This window comes from Spirosoma sp. 209, assembly GCF_002006735.1.
In the GTDB taxonomy this organism is placed as follows: Bacteria; Bacteroidota; Bacteroidia; order Cytophagales; family Spirosomataceae; genus Spirosoma; species Spirosoma sordidisoli.
In genome coordinates this window covers 42,506-61,823 of the sequence record NZ_MVEC01000004.1, presented here as the reverse complement: position 1 = coordinate 61,823, position 19,318 = coordinate 42,506, and the positions used below count along the sequence as shown (strand labels likewise).

20 protein-coding genes are annotated in these 19,318 nt (G+C 43.8%); 10 read left to right on the top strand and 10 right to left on the bottom strand.

What is annotated here, in order from left to right:
- Positions 1-95: 95 nt before the first annotated feature.
- From B1C80_RS08080 to B1C80_RS28975, 3 genes are read left to right on the top strand one after another with little or no spacing between them, the layout of a single operon-like run.
- Positions 96-1,385: a hypothetical protein gene (locus B1C80_RS08080; RefSeq protein WP_139361615.1), complete on the top strand. Its 1,290-nt coding sequence runs from the start codon at positions 96-98 to the stop codon at positions 1,383-1,385.
- Positions 1,382-2,437, top strand: coding sequence for a thiamine-phosphate kinase (thiL, locus tag B1C80_RS08075; protein ID WP_077920578.1), 1,056 nt, complete (start codon positions 1,382-1,384; stop codon positions 2,435-2,437). The genes B1C80_RS08080 and thiL overlap by 4 nt, the downstream gene beginning before the upstream one ends.
- A gap of 1 nt (position 2,438) precedes the next feature.
- Positions 2,439-3,074 (top strand): hypothetical protein, encoded by a 636-nt coding sequence (locus B1C80_RS28975; protein ID WP_077920577.1) that lies wholly within the window; start codon positions 2,439-2,441, stop codon positions 3,072-3,074.
- Between the two features lie 210 nt (positions 3,075-3,284).
- Here the strand turns inward: B1C80_RS28975 and B1C80_RS08065 are convergent, their stop codons facing one another.
- Positions 3,285-4,352, bottom strand: a complete 1,068-nt coding sequence (locus tag B1C80_RS08065; protein ID WP_077920576.1) for an endonuclease/exonuclease/phosphatase family protein — start codon at positions 4,350-4,352, stop codon at positions 3,285-3,287.
- A gap of 227 nt (positions 4,353-4,579) precedes the next feature.
- Between B1C80_RS08065 and mobF the strand changes: the two genes are divergently transcribed.
- Positions 4,580-7,336, top strand: a complete 2,757-nt coding sequence (mobF, locus tag B1C80_RS08060) for a MobF family relaxase (protein WP_236648682.1) — start codon at positions 4,580-4,582, stop codon at positions 7,334-7,336.
- On the top strand, positions 7,320-7,718 hold the full coding sequence (locus B1C80_RS08055) for a hypothetical protein (RefSeq protein ID WP_077920574.1): 399 nt from the start codon (positions 7,320-7,322) through the stop codon (positions 7,716-7,718). Before mobF ends, B1C80_RS08055 begins: the two co-directional genes overlap by 17 nt.
- 252 nt (positions 7,719-7,970) lie before the next feature.
- On the opposite strand, the gene B1C80_RS08050 is transcribed toward B1C80_RS08055, so the two are convergent.
- Both B1C80_RS08050 and B1C80_RS08045 read right to left on the bottom strand, forming a co-directional pair.
- Complete coding sequence (locus tag B1C80_RS08050; RefSeq protein WP_077920573.1) at positions 7,971-8,759, bottom strand: LytTR family DNA-binding domain-containing protein; 789 nt, start codon at positions 8,757-8,759, stop codon at positions 7,971-7,973.
- A gap of 4 nt (positions 8,760-8,763) precedes the next feature.
- On the bottom strand, positions 8,764-10,347 hold the full coding sequence (locus B1C80_RS08045) for a sensor histidine kinase (RefSeq protein ID WP_161492737.1): 1,584 nt from the start codon (positions 10,345-10,347) through the stop codon (positions 8,764-8,766).
- Positions 10,348-10,650: 303 nt separating this feature from the next.
- Between B1C80_RS08045 and B1C80_RS08040 the strand changes: the two genes are divergently transcribed.
- On the top strand, positions 10,651-11,316 hold the full coding sequence (locus tag B1C80_RS08040; RefSeq protein WP_077920571.1) for a hypothetical protein: 666 nt from the start codon (positions 10,651-10,653) through the stop codon (positions 11,314-11,316).
- 44 nt (positions 11,317-11,360) lie between these two features.
- Here the strand turns inward: B1C80_RS08040 and B1C80_RS08035 are convergent, their stop codons facing one another.
- The 3 genes from B1C80_RS08035 to B1C80_RS08025 form a co-directional block, all read right to left on the bottom strand.
- The gene (locus tag B1C80_RS08035; RefSeq protein ID WP_077920570.1) at positions 11,361-12,200 is read right to left on the bottom strand and encodes a hypothetical protein; all 840 of its coding nucleotides are present in this window, start codon (positions 12,198-12,200) and stop codon (positions 11,361-11,363) included.
- 287 nt (positions 12,201-12,487) lie between these two features.
- Positions 12,488-12,811 (bottom strand): IS1 family transposase, encoded by a 324-nt coding sequence (locus tag B1C80_RS28970; protein WP_077920569.1) that lies wholly within the window; start codon positions 12,809-12,811, stop codon positions 12,488-12,490.
- Positions 12,812-12,915: 104 nt separating this feature from the next.
- The gene (locus B1C80_RS08025) at positions 12,916-13,197 is read right to left on the bottom strand and encodes an IS1-like element transposase (RefSeq protein ID WP_077920568.1); all 282 of its coding nucleotides are present in this window, start codon (positions 13,195-13,197) and stop codon (positions 12,916-12,918) included.
- Between the two features lie 142 nt (positions 13,198-13,339).
- Here B1C80_RS08025 and B1C80_RS08020 point away from each other — a divergent pair, with 142 nt between their 5' ends.
- The 4 genes from B1C80_RS08020 (at position 13,340) to B1C80_RS08005 (ending at position 15,828) form a co-directional block, all read left to right on the top strand.
- Positions 13,340-13,615 (top strand): hypothetical protein, encoded by a 276-nt coding sequence (locus B1C80_RS08020; RefSeq protein WP_077920567.1) that lies wholly within the window; start codon positions 13,340-13,342, stop codon positions 13,613-13,615.
- Between the two features lie 63 nt (positions 13,616-13,678).
- Positions 13,679-14,071 (top strand): hypothetical protein, encoded by a 393-nt coding sequence (locus tag B1C80_RS08015; RefSeq protein WP_077920566.1) that lies wholly within the window; start codon positions 13,679-13,681, stop codon positions 14,069-14,071.
- Positions 14,072-14,081: 10 nt separating this feature from the next.
- Positions 14,082-14,462 (top strand): hypothetical protein, encoded by a 381-nt coding sequence (locus B1C80_RS08010; RefSeq protein ID WP_139361614.1) that lies wholly within the window; start codon positions 14,082-14,084, stop codon positions 14,460-14,462.
- A gap of 97 nt (positions 14,463-14,559) precedes the next feature.
- Positions 14,560-15,828, top strand: a complete 1,269-nt coding sequence (locus B1C80_RS08005) for a PQQ-binding-like beta-propeller repeat protein (protein ID WP_077920564.1) — start codon at positions 14,560-14,562, stop codon at positions 15,826-15,828.
- Between the two features lie 394 nt (positions 15,829-16,222).
- On the opposite strand, the gene B1C80_RS08000 is transcribed toward B1C80_RS08005, so the two are convergent.
- The 4 genes from B1C80_RS08000 to B1C80_RS07985 form a co-directional block, all read right to left on the bottom strand.
- Entirely contained in the window at positions 16,223-17,158 is a 936-nt protein-coding gene (locus B1C80_RS08000) for an ArdC family protein (RefSeq protein ID WP_077920563.1), read from the bottom strand.
- Between the two features lie 231 nt (positions 17,159-17,389).
- Positions 17,390-17,860: a JAB domain-containing protein gene (locus B1C80_RS07995; RefSeq protein WP_077920562.1), complete on the bottom strand. Its 471-nt coding sequence runs from the start codon at positions 17,858-17,860 to the stop codon at positions 17,390-17,392.
- 11 nt (positions 17,861-17,871) lie between these two features.
- On the bottom strand, positions 17,872-18,786 hold the full coding sequence (locus B1C80_RS07990; protein WP_077920561.1) for a toprim domain-containing protein: 915 nt from the start codon (positions 18,784-18,786) through the stop codon (positions 17,872-17,874).
- Positions 18,787-18,827: 41 nt separating this feature from the next.
- Complete coding sequence (locus tag B1C80_RS07985) at positions 18,828-19,016, bottom strand: helix-turn-helix domain-containing protein (RefSeq protein WP_077920560.1); 189 nt, start codon at positions 19,014-19,016, stop codon at positions 18,828-18,830.
- Positions 19,017-19,318: the final 302 nt, after the last annotated feature.

Sequence of the window (19,318 nt, the reverse complement as noted above, 5' to 3'; positions counted from 1 at the left end):
GGATAATATATAAAATATATTATTCATATTATTATGTAATAATAGATAAGTTCAGAGCATGTATGCATTTTTAGTGAACTCACATTTGAACTCGTATGGAACTGGAAAATATTAATAGAGATAGTGTAGATAGAATGAACAGAATTTTCGCTGATTACGCTGATTTAAGGGCAAAAAACAAACAAAACTATGTCGGCCAATTTTTGGACTCTGATGGCGTGAAAGATCCACAATTTGGAATATATGGTATGTCAATCTTTCTTTTTCTCAATAAGACTTCTTATGACTACAGGATAGGAAGTCTGAGGAATCAGTGTATCGATAAATTCAAATTGTGGATTAATAAGTCATTAGAGTATGATTTGAAAAACATCAAAGCCGATGCTAATGATAAATCTGATAGTGATAAATCAAATATCTATGAACTAAGAAATGTAGTTTCTAAAATATGTTTTGCTTATGAAGCTTGCAGGCAATATACTGAATTAAATGAAGAGACAAAGATATTAGGCAAATATCTAACAGATGCTCAACTAAATGATGGGTCATATGGCGTATTATGCGAGGGAAAAAGTAACAATTTACAGGGAAATATAATTACTACAGCTCTAGTTCTTAGGGCTTACTTATTGTATTCTCCAACTTCACAAAATACCATTCAAGCCATGAATTATTTAAAATTACACGCTTCTAAGCTAACCAACATTTTTGAGCAGTTATATGTGTACAATTCTATACAGATTATTCTCAATGGTAATTCCAATTTAGCGACCAATGATTTTAATAAATTTTATAAAAATATATCAAAATGCTTGAAAACAATTTTTAGTACAGTAGCACTCAACCCAACTTCATTTACAAATCCTATTAATATTGACTTTAACGATAACGGCAGAACTAGGTATTATAGATTATATAGCGACCTAATTTTAATTGAAGCTTTAGCATTAAGCCACCCTACAGATTTGTATTATTTAAAGGGTAAATTAGGCAAAAGGGTACTTAGCAAAGTTTGGGAGTGTACCAACTACAATACCCAAAAAGACTCTACATCACATAGAATATCTTTTGGATTTTACCATGAATTATCTCAACTATTTTCAATAATTAGGTCTAGATACAATGAAAATGAAGGCTTATTATCTCGCATGCAAGGTAGGCTACTAAGGCTTAGATTATTTGGAATTGATCTGAATAAAGAATTATACATTGTGTTGTGTTCTTCACCTTTTATCGGTTTACTTTTACTTTTTAACTATACACTATCAAATAACTTCCAGTTGGCTGTACCTGCGTATGTAAATACTGTTCTTGCATTCTTGCTTGCCCGTGTCGCAAATATTTTTGGTTTAATCTATGACAATAAACAGAAGGATGTGATATGAAAAACAAAATTTCAGATGAGCATTTTTTATTTAGCATTATAAAAAATGTTCTCGATTATGATCAGAATTCGGATGTGCCAGTGGCAGTTGAAAGCATGGATGACTGCGCTTTGATAAAAATCTCTGATACTCATTCATTAGCGATATCAAGTGATTTTGTGAGAGGATCAGGATTTTATCTTTTTGAATTGGGCCTACTTAATTATTTTGATGTAGGATACTACCTAATCACTGCTAACCTAAGCGATCTAGCTTCTATGGGAGCTGAACCTATCGGCTTAACTACTGTAATTAGATATGCAGATATGGACGATAAAGATTTTAGAAATGTATTCGAGGGAATGAAGTTAGCTGCTGACGAATATAATACCCAAATTATTGGAGGTGATATTGGTGGACACAAAGCAGATGTCTTTGTGGCAACTGCTTTTGGGAGAGTTAAAACCTCAGAAGCATTGCTGAGAAAAAATGTTCAAGATGGTGATTTATTATGTGTAACAGGTACTGTGGGACTCCCTATAACTGCACTGACGTATTTTAAGGAAGTAAAAAAAACAGGATTTAGCTTACAAGAGGAAGAAGAAGAAAGAATATTGTCGTCTTGGAAAAGACCAACCCCAAGAATATATGAAGGAATATTGCTTAGTAGTTTGCAGCTTGCAAATGCATGTCAAGATGTTTCAGATGGGCTTAAAGCAACAATTGAGCAGATGTCAGAACTAAGCGGAAAAACATTTTCTGTATATTCAGACAAAATACCAATTGAAAATTCTACAATTAAACTCGCTGATTTTCTACAAATTGATCCTATTCAAATAGCGATAAGTGCTTCTGTAGATTTTGAACTTCTTTTTACAATATCACAGGAAAATAGAGACAGGTGCTTAGAGGAATTCAACAAACGTGGCTTTAAAATGACGATAATTGGTGAGGTCAATAATTTAGGTCGTAATGTCCTCTTAGACTCCAACAATGTAGAAAGATCTCTCCCTGGTACGGTTTGGAAGCAGCAACAATCTGATGATTATTTAAAACAAATTATCTACAAATAAGGTGTGCTTATTCTGTGATATATTAGCAAATCCTCATTTGCATAGAAATTCTGAAGACACAATTGTCGATATATCAGATAATTTCTATGCGAAGCCTGCACTTGGCCAATTTATTGAGGGCTATACTCTTATCAATTCTAAAGCTCATGTTCCAAATATGTCGTATATAAGCGAATTGAAAAAATACGACGAGCTTCAAAGTTTTATAGAGACAGTAAAAAAGAAAATTTCAAAGTATATTACACCTAATACGAACTTTGTAGTTTTTGAACATGGCTCAATTAACAAATTGTGCTCTGAAATAAATTGCATCACGGCTTGTATTAATCATGCACATATACATATTGTTCCAATGAATGTAAATATTGGCGAAATATTAAAGCGAAATTTTCGTTATGAAGAAATTTTCAAGATCCATGACCTCAGAAAATTCAAGAACCAATCATATATTTATTACGAGTTCGATAATGCATATTATGTTTTCACCATAAATAAGAGTATCCAAAGTCAGTTAATTAGAAAAATTATATGCGAAGAATTGGAAATAAATGACTTTTGGAACTGGTCCAAATATCCGTTTAGAGAAAATATTATTGATTTTCTGAACAAGTATCCTATTTCACAACGACCAAAATAGTAAGTATAATAGATGATTAAAGTCTTAAACCTCGATATAGTGCAGTATTAATTTCTAGTTTTACCAAGTTTTAAATTAACATTTGCCCCAAAAATGGGAATTTAGATTTGAGAATTATGGACCAATTTTGAGGTACGATTGATTTGATCGATCATAGTTTAGGGAAGATGTCTGATGGGTTTTCATTAACGGGTAGCCATTTCCATATTTTTACGGTAACAGGAACTCAGTAATCACGGCGGCATGATCAGATGCCTGGGTCCGACCATTGATTACTGTCGGATAAGGCATCCATTTGGTTTTTGTGTACATCCCGCGCCGTTCCAAACGGACAGCTTGCAGGTGGTTCTTCAAGGCATCCGATATCAATACATAATCCAGTTGTTTCTTCCCGGTGCCGTATGTTCCTCGTTGCGTAGCCGGTAGCTCCAGAAGCGTATTATACAGATGCGGCTTATTCACTAATGGTTCCATGGAGGGGCTAGTTGGGTCGGAGTTCAGATCACCTGCCACAATCACATACTCGTTTCTAAGGTCATGGCGGCCCAGCAGGTCCGCTACACGCTGAGCCTGGCCCAACCGGCGTCTGACGCTTTGGGGGTCGTTGGCCGGGCTGTAGCCCATCGATTTGAAGTGATTAATCTTCAGGTGGAGCGGTTTGCCGTCAGGGGCCTCTAATTCAACTTCCAGGCAGTCCCGCGAGAAGGTCTTCACGTTATCGCCGTTGTAGAGCGTTGTTTCGTGGATATGGCTGCAAAAAGACGTGACGGGTATGCGGGACAGAAAAGCGACGTCGATGCCCCGTGGATCGTTCCCATCGATGAGGTAAACATACTTGTACCCCTGTTTGCCTGCTGGCTCCAGAAAGTCTTTGTACAGCAACCCATCATGGAATTTTTGCAGCAGGTTACGATCTTCAACCTCAATCAGGCACATAACATCCGCATCTACATCGGCAATCACCCGCGCCGTATTCTCGACGGCCGTATCGGAAAAACCGGTTCGCGTCAACTCAACCCCGCCCAGCCATTCCTTTGCGCCAATGACCGTATTGGAATCATGCTTACCCCGCAAATCGTTAACGGTGGCAAAGCCTTTGAGTTTCTTCTCAAGCTCGTTGATGCGCGGTTTGTCGAACACATCGTTTTTTAGAGCCTCCTGCAATTCGGCAACGTACCCTAGCAACTCCTTCGATTTAGCCGCTGGTTGCTCAAAAATCTTCGGCCGGCTGAACAAGTTCTCGCAGTTAAACGTGGCGATACGAAGGCGGTGTGGCATGGCCTTATCGTAAATGGGTGGAAGGGGTAATTCATTCGCTGACAGGCGCTAAACTACAAGTTTCTCTGCTGACTGAATCGACCGAATACTAATTTCAGTTGATTACCTCTTCAAACCCATTCGTCATGGATAGGAGGCTAAGCACCCCTCTTTATCATGGAGCTATGAGCGTTAACGGGCCGGATCAACAACCCAGGATTCGGCACTTATAGGGCATACTGCTTGGCATGATACGCATGGTGCAAAGCAGGTCGGCAACGCAGGCTAAAGAGTACTTCAACGAGTCATTGCAGCGATCCGATTACTATGTAAACGGGCAGGAACACCCTGGCCGATTTCAGGGCAAAATAGCGGCCCGTCTCGGCGTGGCAGGACCCGCCACCAAAGCCATCTTTCAAACTCTAGCTGAAAACGTTCATCCCCTCACCGGTCACAGTTTGACGTTGCGAACCGTTGCGAACCGTACCGTCGGCTATGACATCAATTTTCATTGCCCGAAATCCGTTTCCATTCTCCAGGCGCTGACTGACGATACGCACATTCAGGATGCGTTTCAGCAAAGCGTCGATCAAACGATGCAAGATATCGAGGCTGACGCCCAGACGCGGGTCAGAAAGCTGAACCAGGATGAAGACCGAACAACCGGCGCGTTGATCTGGGCCGATTTTCTGCACCAAACCGCCCGGCCCGTTGACGGCACAGTGCCGGACCCGCATCTGCACAGTCATTGCTTCGTCTTCAACGTGACCTGGGACGCCGTGGAACAGCAATTCAAGGCGGGGCAGTTTCGCGACATCAAGCGGGACATGCCCTATTACCAGGCCCGGTTTCACAAGATTTTGTCGGACAGGCTCATCGCACTTGGTTATCGCATCCGGCGCACGCCAACCGCCTTCGAGGTAGTCGGTGTGCCGAAACATGTCATCGATTTATTTTCCAAGCGGACGGATGAAATCGGACGGATAGCCAAAGAACTTGGCCTCACCTCCGCGTCTGAACTGGACGGGCTGGGGGCCAGAACCCGCGCCAAGAAACAAAAAGGCTTGCGCATGGACCAGCTCAAAGCCGAATGGCGCCAGCAGATTTTGGCGCTGGGGATGCGGGACAAAGACGAAGGTGACCAGCCCATCCGATTTGCACCCATTACGCCACCCCCTGCCCCCTCTCCCGCCCAATGCGTCGAGTATGCGCTGTCCATGCGATTCGAGCGGGCCTCCGTCATGCACGACCGGCGCATCCTGGAAACCGCCTACCGGCAAGCCATCGGGCATCCAGCCACGACGGTTACGCACATTACGGACAGCTTCACCGGGGATAAACGGATCATACGCGTTACCGACAGCGGCAAAACCCTGTGCACCACCAAAGCGGTCCTGGCCGAAGAAAAACACATGGTCACTCTTGCCCAAACCGGCCAAGGGCAGTTGCAGCCGCTCTACACCGCTGCCCCTCCAATCGACCTGGAAGGTGACCAGTTCGAAGCTGTGCGGCATATACTCACCACGGCCAACCGCGTCTCCATCATCAGAGGCCGGGCGGGAACGGGCAAGACCACGCTCATGAAGGAGGCCGTGCGCTTGATTAAAGCAACGGGCTCCCATGTGACGATGGTCGCTCCCACCGCCCAGGCCGCGCGGGGCGTTTTGAAGGAAGAAGGGTTTGCCGACGCCGAGACAGTCGCCAAACTCCTCACCGCTTCACCCCTACAGGATGCGCTGACGAACGGCGTTCTGTGGGTCGATGAAGCGGGCTTGTTGAACACCCGGGACATGACCGCCCTTCTCAAGCTGGCAACCGACCAAAACGCCCGGCTGGTCCTGAGCGGGGACACGCGGCAGCACACCAGCGTCCTGCGGGGCGACGCGTTGCGCATCTTGAACACGGTGGCCGGCATCCCGTCGGCGGAGGTTAGCCGGATCTTTCGGCAGCGCGATCCGGTTTATCGTCAGGCAGTGCAGGCGCTAGCGGACGGCAAAGCCAGCGAAGCGTTCACCCTGCTCGACCAGATGGGGGCCATCAAGCCGATCCACCCGCTTGATCCCTGTGCCGAACTGGCCGCTGATTACGTAGCAGCCTTTACGAAAGGCAAACGGGCGCTGGTCATCTCGCCCACGCATAAAGAAGGCAACCGCACCACCCAGGCCATTCGAAAACGTTTGCGCGAACTCGGACGGATCGGCGAAATTGATACGCCGGTTGCCCAACTGGTCAACACCAATCTGACCGCTGCTGAAAAAAGCGATGGCCGCAATGTCAAGATCGGGCAGATGATCCAGCTGAACCAACACGCGCCGGGCCTCCCGCGCGGATCGCGCTGGCAGGTATCCTCAGTGACAGAGACGCAAGTCGAGGTTATGGACACCAGCGGGACGGTCAGGCAGTTGCCGTTGAGCGATAACCCGCCATTCGACGTGTTTAACCCGACAACGCTGGACCTGGCAATCGGTGATGCAATCCGCATAACCCGCAACGGGTTTGATGCCAAGGGCAGACGGGTCAATAACGGGCAGATGCTGGAGGTGCTGGCGATCCAGCCGGACGGGACGGTGGACTTACTCAATCGCATCAGCAAGGCCCGCTACCGGCTGCCAAGCGACTTTGGGCATTTAGCCCACGCGCATTGCATCACGTCTCATGCCGCGCAGGGCAAGACGGTGGATGCGGTGTTTATTGCGCAACCAGCCAGCACGTTTGGAGCGACCAATCTGAATCAGTTCTACGTGTCGGTTTCGCGGGCGAAAGAGAGCGTCCACCTCTATACGGATGACAAAGACGCGTTATTGGCGCAAGCCTCTATCTCCGGCGAGCGGGTATCGGCGCTCGAATTGGTCAAACGGAGAAAAGCCGCTCGCAAGGTGGCGGAACAGGTGATGCGCCATCACCAGCCGGTCGCAAACCGGCCAACGCCACAGCCGGAGTTAGCGGCTCGACCGATCACACCCACCACCCTACGAAAGAAGCCCAAGCATGCGCCCCGTCCATGAGTTCAAGACGAATTTTAACCGGACGGAGGAGCGAAAAGGTCAAGTTTCCGGTAATCAATCGGACACCCTTGCCCTGCACGATGCAGATAGCACCGTGCGCAATCTGTGTTTTGAGTGGCCGGATGGTCGGCGAGCTTTTTTCAATTACGCATATCTCATTAAAGGAGAATTTGTTCCAGGTTGCCCCGAGAACGTCATTCACCTTGATATATCGTCCTATAAGGTGACGTTACAGGGCTATAGATTGTATGCGCTTTTTACGGATATGTTGGATCACAAACCACGTCTAATCAGGGCCATTGATGCTCGCTACCTGCTCGATGCTGCTAAAGAAAGTAAGCCTGTAATTACGGGTATAAGCCTTGAGACGAAAGACGAGTAAGCCATCGCTATACGAGTTCTTATTCTCGTGCAGAGAATAAATGTCCCTAATCTCCGCATACTGTGCGGAGATTAGGGACAACAGTAAAGCACAAGGCGAGTCTAACTGGTAAGGCTAACAGGTAACTATAAATATCCTTTTTCATCTCATCAAAAAATGATAATATGATTACTGCATAAAGCCTATCAAAAAGCTAAAATTCACTTTTTTCCTACCTGATTGGCTGGCATAGACTGAATAGAAAATTACTGGTTAAAACAATGATGCTCCATAATTATTATTTTTTATAAAATTCATAAAAGTTTCTTTATAAGTTTCGCCTATAGGAACTTTATCGAAGTCTTTCAACATTACAGGTGGTTTGATAAATATTTCGTTGCCAATTACTTCAAATATATAGCGTTTTGAAACAATATAACTCTTATGAACTCGTATAAATATATCATGAGGAAGCTCTTCTTCGTAAAACTTAGTTAGTGACATATCCCCAGCTGGTACAATTTTGCTTTTATCAGCAAAATATATTTCAATTGCTTGTGATTGGCTCCGTATAAATGTAATATTCAAAAAATTGATTTGCCGTAACGAGTAAACTCCTCCGCGACTTGCCACTTTGAGAAAAGTAGAATTTTTATTAGCTAAAGAAACCTCAGATAGACGTTCAGGCTGAAATAATGGCTCTGGTAGTCCACAAGCTTTATTAACAGCCCGAATAAAGCGCTTAGGGTTAATTGGCTTGTGTAATAATGTAACAATATCATATTCATATCCTTTAAGGGCATATTTCTCATACGCTGTCATGACAATAATTTTAAATCGCCCATTAAACATCTCAATAAGATCATAACCATCAAAGGGAGAAGCTGGCATTTCAATATCTAGAAAAATTAAATCAATATTTTCCAAGTTCCCTTCTTGTAGAGCAAGAAGTGGATCTTTAAAAGTTCTCTTCAATTGTAAATAGGGTAATCCTTCAATTAATCTTACCACACTATCTATCGCATGTTGCTCATTATCAATAACAGCTACATTGAGAACCATATGTTTATAAGTCAATTGTTAGTAGAACAGTATAAGAAGTCGATTCATCTTGTATAAATAACTGATGACGATCAGCGTAAATCATATCAAGACGATTTCGAGCATTCTGCAAGCCGGTTAGAGTTGACGGCCGAGATCTAACGACCCTAGCTAGCTTTTTATTATAAACTCGAAAAAGCATACGGTTATGATTTGTTGTCAATTGGATATCTAAAGGACTACTTTCATCCGTAACATCTCCATACTTTAGAGCATTCTCCACAAAAATATCCAATAAATTAGAGATAATTTTAAGATTATCAAATGATCCATATTTTTTAAAAACTACATGATTGTTCGGATGAATCAATTCATCAAAACGAATGTAGTTCTGTAAGTGCTCAATCTCTTCCGTTAGTGCCACGTAAGAATAATTATCTGTTTTAGACAATTTATATCTCATCATTTCGCTTAGCAATAAAATAGCTTCGGCCAAATCAGCAGAGTATTCTTGACTTTTTGAATATATAAACGCAAGACTGTTAAATAAAAAGTGAGGATCAATTTGATATGTAAGAGCCTGGATTTCGGCTTGCTGTTTCCTGATTATTTCATTTACTTTATCTCTATTTATCTGATTTGTTCGCTCAGCAAACGCGCCAAAAAAAGCCCCAATAATTAATAGCGCATATATAGACAAATATGTATTATGCAATTTATCTGATAGTTGTGTATTGTCAGTATTCCTTATAAAAACAGCTATAAAAATGAATAAAAGTATATTTACATAGAATATCATATATGCTGCTGTAGTAAGGGTACGCTTAGTTAATATATCCAACAACGCAATCATATTAACATAAAACAAAATCAAAGAAGCTAAAATAATGATAATGACAATTTGAATGGAATAAATTGTTGTAAAGGTATCCCATATAGACGCGATTGCAAGGAGCCATATAAAACCGTGAACCAGTTTATCTTTATGATAGGTTGCCCACTTAAAGAATTGCTGCTTCCAAAGTAAAAATTTTTCTATCCATCTTTGAAACCACGATGGTCTTTCACCAATTTTCCTATGAATACCAAAGATAAAACTACTACCTGCTAATATAATAACAGTGATTAAATTATTTACAAAGAATAATGAAATAATATAACGATTCTGCGGCTTACTCTTATCAAAAATCATCTCTTTTGTATTATTAGCTATTTCATCAGGAAGCAGATTAATTAATTTTCCAATAAAGAGATCGTCTTTAACGCGTTGCAGAGTATGGTTATTTATACTATCATCACTCACAATTATCGTCCATATGGTGTATGATACAAAGAACCACAGAAAGGAGTAATAGGAAACTTTTTTCACGAACTCCTTATACTTTTTGGCTCTATATAATGGAACTAAATCAAAAGCAAAAAAACATATGTAGATCAAGCTTGCTAGTAAAAAAATACCAGATAGTGGTATAATGTATAATATTGCAAGACTCTCATTAGCGGCGAAATCATAAAATGTGAAAATAGTTAAAAATATCAGAATTAACATACCCATGAATAGGTATTTATCGATACCAAAATTTTGCGCCTCTTCTTTTATCTTCTTCATAAAGAACTCAATAAATTTATTATATTCAATAAATCTCATTTCAGTTAAAAGCTAAAATTATTTACGAGAGGGTTACATGAAGAGCTAGTCACTTAAACACTTAGTATTTTAACTCAAACCCCTCTTTATCAAACACGAATTCTGCCTACCCATGCAAACACCTCGATTTCAAATCCAATCAAGTCATATCCCTTAAAAAGATGTTTAGGTCAGTAATACGTAGGTTGGAATAGTTCATTTTTTGAAGACAGTTGAACACGCTCCATTTGGACTACCGGAGCTAATCCACCGATATCCAATCGTATGCTGTCTAATCAGATTTCTCAGCCAGACACTGAAGGGCGCTTTTACTGCGAGCAGATTCAACATAACTACGCGCTAAATCAGTTTATCCATCACTATGCTAATGCATCTGGAAACGCACTGCCTAACTCCTATCTTATTAATGCTATCGTTTATCTATTCTATAAAGGCAATGAACCTGTTGCCGGATTCATTTTTAACACGATTGAACAGAATCCGTTGCGCTACTTTTCGTACCTCGAAGATCCTGTCTACAAGCAACTTTTAGTTGAGGAAGATCTAAAAGAGTCTGACATTCTAGAAATTACAGGAAACTGGAAGTCTCCAAGTTTGAGTATACCTGAAACGATATACTACTACGCTAAGATGATTGAGCAAGCAGCCAATCATGCAAAACAGCTCAATAAAAAACTACTTTTGGGCGGATCAGTCGTTAAGCCTGTTAAAAAAACTCAACAGTTGTTGCTATCACGGATTATCTACCACGGCCCTATCAGCACCCAACACCAGGCATTAGTGAAAAAGCAAATGCCATTGTTGAAGCTCTATGTATCGCCTGTGAGATATATCCGTTTGCGGGTTGTTGCTGTACTGATAAAGCTATTCCTAATAAAGTTTGTAAAAAACTTAAAATACAAGTTTCTGAACCGTCAACACATTAAATAATGCGCAGGCTCCCTGACTTTGTCAGGGAGCCTTACACAAACCAATTAACCCAACAAACCACATTTTTTTAAATACATAGCTACATCACGAGCCGTCTTTGCTGGTAGTGTTTCGCCAAACATCTCTTTCGCTTTCATTAAAATGCTTTTGTTATAGGTATGCAAAGTACTAATGGTTATATCAGCTCGTTCTGCCAAATCGTTCGCATTCAGATTGGCTTCATTCGATTCAGCGTATAGTCTGATCAGAATAATTTCTTTGGGTGAGAACAAATTATCCTGCTTTGGAAGGGTAGCAAAAGTCCGGGCCGCCATTCGGTTCAAGGTTACTTCGATGGCCGGATCAAGATGGACAAAACGGGGGTTTATCGGTTCATCCTCATATGGCTTAAGAATGATAAACTCTGATAGATAGGCAATAATTAAGCCTGACTCACTGATTTGCCAAGGTGAAATAGTTCGTTTGGTTAACATCACCCGTCCATCAGCACATGTAATTGGGACGTTTGCAACAAATTGCGGTTTTAAAAAGCTGACTACGGTTTGATTCGATAAAATAAAGGTTTGTTTACCTAGTAGAGTAATTAACTGACGCATGCTCCCCCCGGGAATAGTCGCCAGATATTGTCGGAAACTAAATCTCTCAGAGTTATAGCCGACCTCTTCTAAGCCAACGGCCTCAACTATAGTTAGGCTGGTGAAGTCAACTATAAAAAAAAACTGCTCTGGCCTTCGTCCTATTTTCAACTTGTTTAACTCCTGTTGCTGCTGCCCCTGTGATACTTTTAAAACTAGGCTTTTTGCATCTGGAAATAAGTTGCTAACAAAGACCTTGAGCTGCTGAAAATCCTGTTCAATGGCTGATTTACTACCCGTATAATTCATGGTCAAAGGGCTAGATGTATAAAGTCAAATTTAATGATTTAAGAAGCACACTATGCATAGTTGGAAATAAATTCTTCCCTAGGCTAGGTAGGTTTAAGCATATTAAAAAGGTGATTTTTGATCAGGTTTTACTTCACCCATCCGCTCACTGTCCACATCTTTTTACAACACTTGCTATTACACCAATGCATCACGCTGTTTTGTCATCATAATATGATCAGCAAAATAATACATTCCACATAGTAAATATGACAATTTAGGTCATGCTTTAAAGATGAACATTCAACTTAAAAAAACAGATGGTTAATCAGCAGGTTGATAACTGTATCATGCATCAAGACCGATTTGGAAAAGCAGATGGTTCGCCGGGCTAACCGCTTCGTTCGAGTGCGTAAGTCTAAATGCTTCCGCTCAATGCGTTGCGTCTGATCTTTACCAGCTTGGTGAATAGCGGTCGGCAAGAGGTCATGGCAAGCCCACCAGTAATCGGTGAACCAGCGGCTTACCGTCACGTCTGACTCGGCCAACAGCTTCAGCAACCGCTTGAAACTCGCATTGGTCCGTCGGCCAAACAAGAACGCCACCTCCTGGCCTGTATCGTGATCCTCGATTCACCAAAGCCAACGTGAATTACACTTTTTCTGAACGTAAGGCCACTGCTCGTCAGCTTCTAAGCGAATACGTAAACTCGCTTCAGTATGTAGATAGGCCGGGTTTACGGAGCCGACGGTTTGGGCTTTTTTTTAAGTGTGCTCATCACTGTGTTCATGTTGATACGCAACAGTGGGGCTGTATCCCAGATGCCGCTCCCGTTAAGAGCCATATCAATAACTTGTTCTTTGATGCCTGGCTGGCAGGCCCGCCTGGTGTAATCGAGTTGGAAAGTGCGCTTACAGTTTTCACAGCGATAGCGTTGATGACCATGAGTGCTAAGACCTTTGCGCCGGACAGCTTCGGGTTTGCGGCAGTAGCGGCGAAAGACGATGACAGTTACCATACTTCAATGACGGCAAGTCCATTATCGAGTCACAACAACAATTTAGATAAAGGTGCTGATTCTTTGTGGCTGTCTTAACATGCAATAAAATTCATGAATTTCCGATCATTCGTCTTGTATTAACAAATAACCTCAAACTGCTATGAGTCTTTTTAAAAAGGTGGGAGCTGTCATAGGCACGGCTGTAGGTTCAGTCGCAGGTGCAACAGAGTACAGATATAGAACATTGATTAACAAAGAGGATAACCAGACTGCAAAAGAAAATGCCACCAAAACCAAAATGTCAGTTAGTACTAAGGTTGGTGAAACTGCGGGTGATTTACTAGAAATAGTAGGCCCAGTGGTTACAACAGCTGTTACTTCTCATCTTACGGGTAGAGTGCTGGGAAAAAGTAAAACCTTAAAAAGGCTCAAGTAGCGTATGATATCAACTCAAAGAAAAAACAAATTCTCGTCAATTTTTTATTTAAATCCTTTTTTTATGGAAGCGCTAAAGCTTGAAAAATCCGTGCCAATGCTTGCCACTCAGTTAAGCGAATTGACCGACATTCATGATGTCGAGCCTTTGAACGACAGCGATTACGACTGTCTGACCGAAATCCGTGACGTGCTCAAAAAGCACGGTCGGCAGGAGCGGTTCGGTGTCATGCTTTTACACAAGCATTTTGATATAGCCAGCGACGAAGTGCTAGTTGAGTATACCGACATCGCAGGGCGCATGCAGACCATTAAGCCTGAAAAGAAAGGCTCCACTCTGCTGAACACAATCGAGACAAGTTGGATATTGGGTGACGGCGATAGAATTGCAATGACCATCTGCAATACTCGATGCTGGAAAGATGTTCACGGAAATCATAATAGTCAACATGTTTAATTTCAATTCTATGAACCAAATAATGCTGGAAGCGACTGCTATGCAGTTAAGCGAATTGACCGACATTCATGATGTCGAGCCTTTGAACGACAGCGATTACGACTGTCTGACCGAAATCCGTGACGTGCTCAAAAAGCACGGTCGGCAGGAGCGGTTCGGTGTCATGCTTTTACACAAGCATTTTGATATAGCCAGCGACGAAGTGCTAGTTGAGTATACCGACATCGCAGGGCGCATGCAGACCATTAAGCCTGAAAAGAAAGGCTCCACTCTGCTGAACACAATCGAGACAAGTTGGATATTGGGTGACGGAGGACCAGAGTCCTTACTATCTTGCGTCACCTACTGCGCAAAAAATATACATGGTAATCACGACTGGTTCCATAAATGATTTTGTTTTTAGTTACAAAGGCTACTTCAAATAAAGAGGTGGCCTTTGTAATTCATTTTGCTATCTATCCGTTGAGCATCTCAATAAAATCATAGAAATGAAGTACAACAGTAATATTGCGCTAATATTAGCTAATTTTTTAACCTTTATATTTCTTTCGTGTCAACAAGAATCGGAGAAACCATCATCGCCATCCAATACATCTCCTGTTGTTTCTAATTCTAATGTTAGCGGTACGAACTCTATTAGCGTAGTAGTCAGCGCTGACTATTTATTTACATCGGGTAATGATGGGAAGGGGAAAAATACCCTTTTTTGCCTTGATCCTAAGAAGGGAACACTGGTATGGAAAAGAGACGATTTTTTTGTCCCCACAGATAGGACTAGCTTCTTATTATACAAAGGAATTCTTTTTGTCGCTGGTGCAGAAAGCATTTATGCACTTAATGCAAATACAGGATTAACTATATGGAAAACATCCGTTTTCTCTTCTCCGAATAGTCCATGTATTGTAGATGACCTGCTATATATCTATGCTCAGACAGGTAATTTATATGCAATTGACGCAAACAACGGAAAAATCATTTGGACCACATCGATTGGTAGTAAAGTCAGTGACCAGATTTCTCCATCGACATCAAGCCCTACTGTAGTAAACAATATACTGTATGTAGGAGGTGGAGACGGTAGAGTTTATGCTGTTGATGCTAAAACAGGTAGTAAGAAATGGGATTATTCAACGGGAGGGAGCATAATAAATTCAAGTCCAGCAGTTGTTAATGGTACTGTTTATATCGGCAGTTCCGATAAGAAAATTTACGCTTTAGACGCAAATACAGGTTTGAAAAAATGGGACTTTCAAACTAAAGGCTCCGTTACATCAAGTCCTACAGTAGCTGGCGACAAAGTGTTTATTGGTTCATTTTCCGAGATTATATATGCATTAAACGCAAATAATGGAGAAAAAATATGGCAATATCAGATACCAGATGCAGAAGGATATGGTTATTTTGTGTCGAGTCCGATTGTTGTCAATAACTGTCTATATATCGGTTCAACAACAGGACGCTTATTTTGCTTCGATAGCTCCAAGGGAACAATAAAATGGCTTTATAAATCAGATCCAAGTAACCGACCTATTGCTAGTATTTATGAAATAAAATCAAGCCCAATTGTTGCAAATGGTTTGGTCTACGTTAATGCGGGTTTCTGTTACACTAATAAAACTGGAGCAATTATAGCGCTTAACGCTGAAGTAGGTGGTTTAATATGGTCATTCAGCGACGCCTGTGGAGAAATGAGTCCTGTTTTAATCACTAAAGATGGTAAGACATATCACTCTGGGGTCAGTGGTATGCAACAATAGAATTTCCAATAATAATTTATGCACTTTAAACTGCGGAATCCAATCAAGATGATTAGGGTTTTTTCTTTTCATTCCCTACAAACATGCATAAAACCCCTTTAGATTCCCTGACAAGGGATGCAACCGAAAGCCGGGCGTCCGATGTCATTCAATGATTGGGCGAAGTCTAAGCGAGTTAGCATATTCCGTATCATAGTCAACATGGGCGGCTGGCAGCTTTGAGGGGTCCTCATGCTCATAAAACAGCCGTAAACCCTTATGCTGAATGCTCTTGATCATCACTCAAATGTAACATATAACGTTACAAGTGTCAATGACAAAATATGGATGAGTCTTTATGAAAGAAAGCCGGGCAGACGAATCTGCCCGGCTGCGCAGTTAGCAGGTTTTGCAATCAGGACGGTTGCAAGATGTGCAGATACTCGACGGCTTTCTGCGCGTGGGATGCCGCCTGGAAGATAAAGCGCTTATCGTCCTGCAGGGCTTTCAGCCAGGATTGGATATAGGCGGCATGCCTGGCTTCCGGCATTGGCTCGAAACCAAGGTCAGCGGCTAGAAAACACGCCCCCAATTCGGCAACCAGCTCTTCCTTGGCATACCCTTCGTCGCCGTACACTTTACGGCCCAGGTCGCGGTTCAAGCGACTGGGATGGCGGGTCCAGTGCGTGATCTCATGCGCCAGGACCGCGTAGTAACTCTCCGGACTTTCGAAGCTCTCGAACGGAGGCATCTGCACCCGGTCCATTGTAATGAAATAGGACGCGTCCCAACCGGTACGAATATCGGCCTTGGTCTGGGCAAAAAACGCTTCAAGCTGGGCATTGCGCGAGGGCGCAGCGGCTTTGACCGGCTCCGGCTTCTTGTAAAACTCGTCAGACAAACCGTCGATTTGATCCGCGTTGAAGACGGCGTAGGGTTTGAGAAAAGGAATCTGGCTCAGAACGGTTTCGCCGTTGTCGTTTTTGTCTTCGACCGTGAATTTATCGGCATAGACGATCTGGGTCGCTTTCTCGCCCTTGCGGACGTTGGCTTTGAGTTCGATCGCCTGTCTGTAGGTCATCCAGTAGGGCGATGTATAGCCCTGCTCGGCCGCCGTGCCCCACAGCAGGAGCGTATTGACACCCTGATAGGGAATGTCGTTCCAACGCAGCGGACGCATCACGTGTCCGGCCATATGCTCGGCCTGCCAGGGCTTGCGCCACGTCAAATGGCCGTTTTCCAGATCGGCCATGATCTTGCCCGTCACGCGGGCGTACAGATCGTTTTGGGCGGGCGGGGCCTCGTGGCTGTTCGGGCTGCGGTTTTGTCGTTTGGAAGGTTGGGTGGTCATGAAGAAGTCTCCATCGGTTGGTGGGTTAGGGTAAGAGAAAAAACCGGCTTTCTAGCGAGTGAACCGGCGAATGTCGCGTAGCAAGAATTTTGGCTCGCGAGGAAAGCGCGAAGCGCTGGGGAAAATTATTGTTGGTGGAAGGAGCGGGCCGGGTATCGTCCCTGAACAACCCACCCACAAATGGCAGACGGTCATAACCACCATCCAGACAACCTGACGCCAGCGTTAGCCCTAGGGCATGAGCCCGTCATCCGCAAAGGACAGGTAGCTGTGCGGGGTGACGATCAGGTGATCGAGCACGGCAATATCGAGGAGCTTGCCGCCGTCCTTGAGCTTGCGGGTGAGGACCTGGTCCGCTTCGGACGGCGTAAGATTGCCACTCGGGTGATTGTGGGCCAGGATCAGACCGGTAGCGCGGGCTTTCAAAGCCGTGGCAAAGATGACCCTGGGATCAGCCAGGCAGGCGGACATGCCGCCGCTTGCAATATCAGAGACGGCCAGGCAGTTGTTTTTCTGATCGAGAAGTAAAATCTTGAACTCTTCGACCAGCTCCATGCGATTGATGTCCCACATGGCGCGCAGGATTTCATAGGCGGTAGCGGATTGTCGGATTTGAATGCGGTCCTGATAGGGCACCGGATTGCGGTAGATGATCTCGATCTCGTTGACCCTGAAGAGGGATTGCAGGCTGAGCTGGTTCAAGGGCGTCCCTCCTACAGGCTTAGGCCAAGCGTGTGCATATGCCAGGCGTTGACATCCTTGTGCGGGGCATACACCTTGTTCATGGGTGTATGGCGCAACTCACGCTGCGTCTGGCAGAACTCGGCTAGAACGGCGGTCGCTTTGGCTCCGGCGTCATCATGGTCCATCCAGCTGTACGCCACGCGATAGCCATAGTTTTGCAGGTAAGGAATAGCCTGTTTCAGACAGGCTAAGGAATTGAGAATGATGGCATCATCGGCAAGACTGCATCCCCGTAACTGGCAAGTGGCAGACAGGTAATCCATGAATCCTTCAAACAGGTGAATGCCTGCTGGTTTGGATACCGTGCCCCGTACGAAACTGATGGCTTTGGGGCGCAAGCAGCCTTTGAAAAAAGGATTACGTAGTTCATAACCACCTTCCTCATTGGGAAAACCAAGGGCTGTAAAATACTTGTTCGTCCGGGTATTCTGAAGGCGGAGTTCTTGCAGATGGCGACGGGCCACTGGCAGTGAGATACCGCGCTTATCCAGATAATGAATCAGTCCTACGTGCTGAATAGCTCTTTTTGATTTTAAGACTAACCATCCATCCGAATGAGCTGGCGGCTCATCGGGCCGGTCAATAGGTGTCATTGCATACGTCGCACCACCCATATTAGTCATCCAGCGCAATGCATCCGACACAGTATGAGCCTCACGCGTGAATTGCAGATAGGCCGATACCAGATCAACAACGTCCCCTCCTCGGCCATCACCGAAATCGTGCCAGCGGTTGGTTTGGGTATCGACCCAAAAGCTGGGTGTTTTTTCGGTACGAACGGGTGACAGGTACAGGGCTTTACCGGTCGTTATTCGTTTGGGATGAATGCCTAATCGGGCTAAAATATCGACAATAGCTACCGCTTTCGCCTGATCGATGTTCACGGGCGATCTCCTCAGAAGATGTTGGGCATAAATGAGCTTATTTACCGCTGAAGCTGGCGCTCAATGAACTTATCTAGCTCCGACCGGCGGTAGCGGACGGACCGGCCCACCTTGAGCGGCTTTAGGTCATAACGTTTCGTGCAGTCCCAGACGGCCAGGGTATTGGGTGAAATGCGGAGGTACCTGGCAGCCTCTTTTCGATCCAACAGCGTTTCAGTTGTCGTCTGCATGTCATCCCCCTATCGAACTATAGTCACTCTGCGCAATGCAGGAATATAATCATGATAGAAGGAATAAATACCTACCGTCAATCGAAAAGGGGTTTGGTCCATAACAAAGAAGAACGGATAAACGGGATCAAAAGCGGTAAAACCACCAGGTCAATGACAATGCAGTAGCGACTTATGGCGTAGCAAGCTATGAATCGCTTTCAACGCTCAGATAGACTGACTGTAGGACCAGCTTTGCCTGACGGCTTTCGGGAATACAGCCTCAAACAGTTTTTCCCCTTTTTGATTGACAAGTGTACACG

Coding starts and splice junctions, on each gene's coding strand:
- B1C80_RS08080 (WP_139361615.1), top strand. CDS start 96: ATGGAACTGGAAAATATTAATAGAGATAGTGTAGATAGAATGAACAGA.
- thiL (WP_077920578.1), top strand. CDS start 1,382: ATGAAAAACAAAATTTCAGATGAGCATTTTTTATTTAGCATTATAAAA.
- B1C80_RS08065 (WP_077920576.1), bottom strand. CDS start 4,352: ATGCCACACCGCCTTCGTATCGCCACGTTTAACTGCGAGAACTTGTTC.
- mobF (WP_236648682.1), top strand. CDS start 4,580: ATGATACGCATGGTGCAAAGCAGGTCGGCAACGCAGGCTAAAGAGTAC.
- B1C80_RS08055 (WP_077920574.1), top strand. CDS start 7,320: ATGCGCCCCGTCCATGAGTTCAAGACGAATTTTAACCGGACGGAGGAG.
- B1C80_RS08050 (WP_077920573.1), bottom strand. CDS start 8,759: ATGGTTCTCAATGTAGCTGTTATTGATAATGAGCAACATGCGATAGAT.
- B1C80_RS08045 (WP_161492737.1), bottom strand. CDS start 10,347: ATGAAGAAGATAAAAGAAGAGGCGCAAAATTTTGGTATCGATAAATAC.
- B1C80_RS08040 (WP_077920571.1), top strand. CDS start 10,651: ATGCTGTCTAATCAGATTTCTCAGCCAGACACTGAAGGGCGCTTTTAC.
- B1C80_RS08035 (WP_077920570.1), bottom strand. CDS start 12,200: ATGAATTATACGGGTAGTAAATCAGCCATTGAACAGGATTTTCAGCAG.
- B1C80_RS08025 (WP_077920568.1), bottom strand. CDS start 13,197: ATGGTAACTGTCATCGTCTTTCGCCGCTACTGCCGCAAACCCGAAGCT.
- B1C80_RS08020 (WP_077920567.1), top strand. CDS start 13,340: ATGAGTCTTTTTAAAAAGGTGGGAGCTGTCATAGGCACGGCTGTAGGT.
- B1C80_RS08015 (WP_077920566.1), top strand. CDS start 13,679: ATGGAAGCGCTAAAGCTTGAAAAATCCGTGCCAATGCTTGCCACTCAG.
- B1C80_RS08010 (WP_139361614.1), top strand. CDS start 14,082: ATGAACCAAATAATGCTGGAAGCGACTGCTATGCAGTTAAGCGAATTG.
- B1C80_RS08005 (WP_077920564.1), top strand. CDS start 14,560: ATGAAGTACAACAGTAATATTGCGCTAATATTAGCTAATTTTTTAACC.
- B1C80_RS08000 (WP_077920563.1), bottom strand. CDS start 17,158: ATGACCACCCAACCTTCCAAACGACAAAACCGCAGCCCGAACAGCCAC.
- B1C80_RS07985 (WP_077920560.1), bottom strand. CDS start 19,016: ATGCAGACGACAACTGAAACGCTGTTGGATCGAAAAGAGGCTGCCAGG.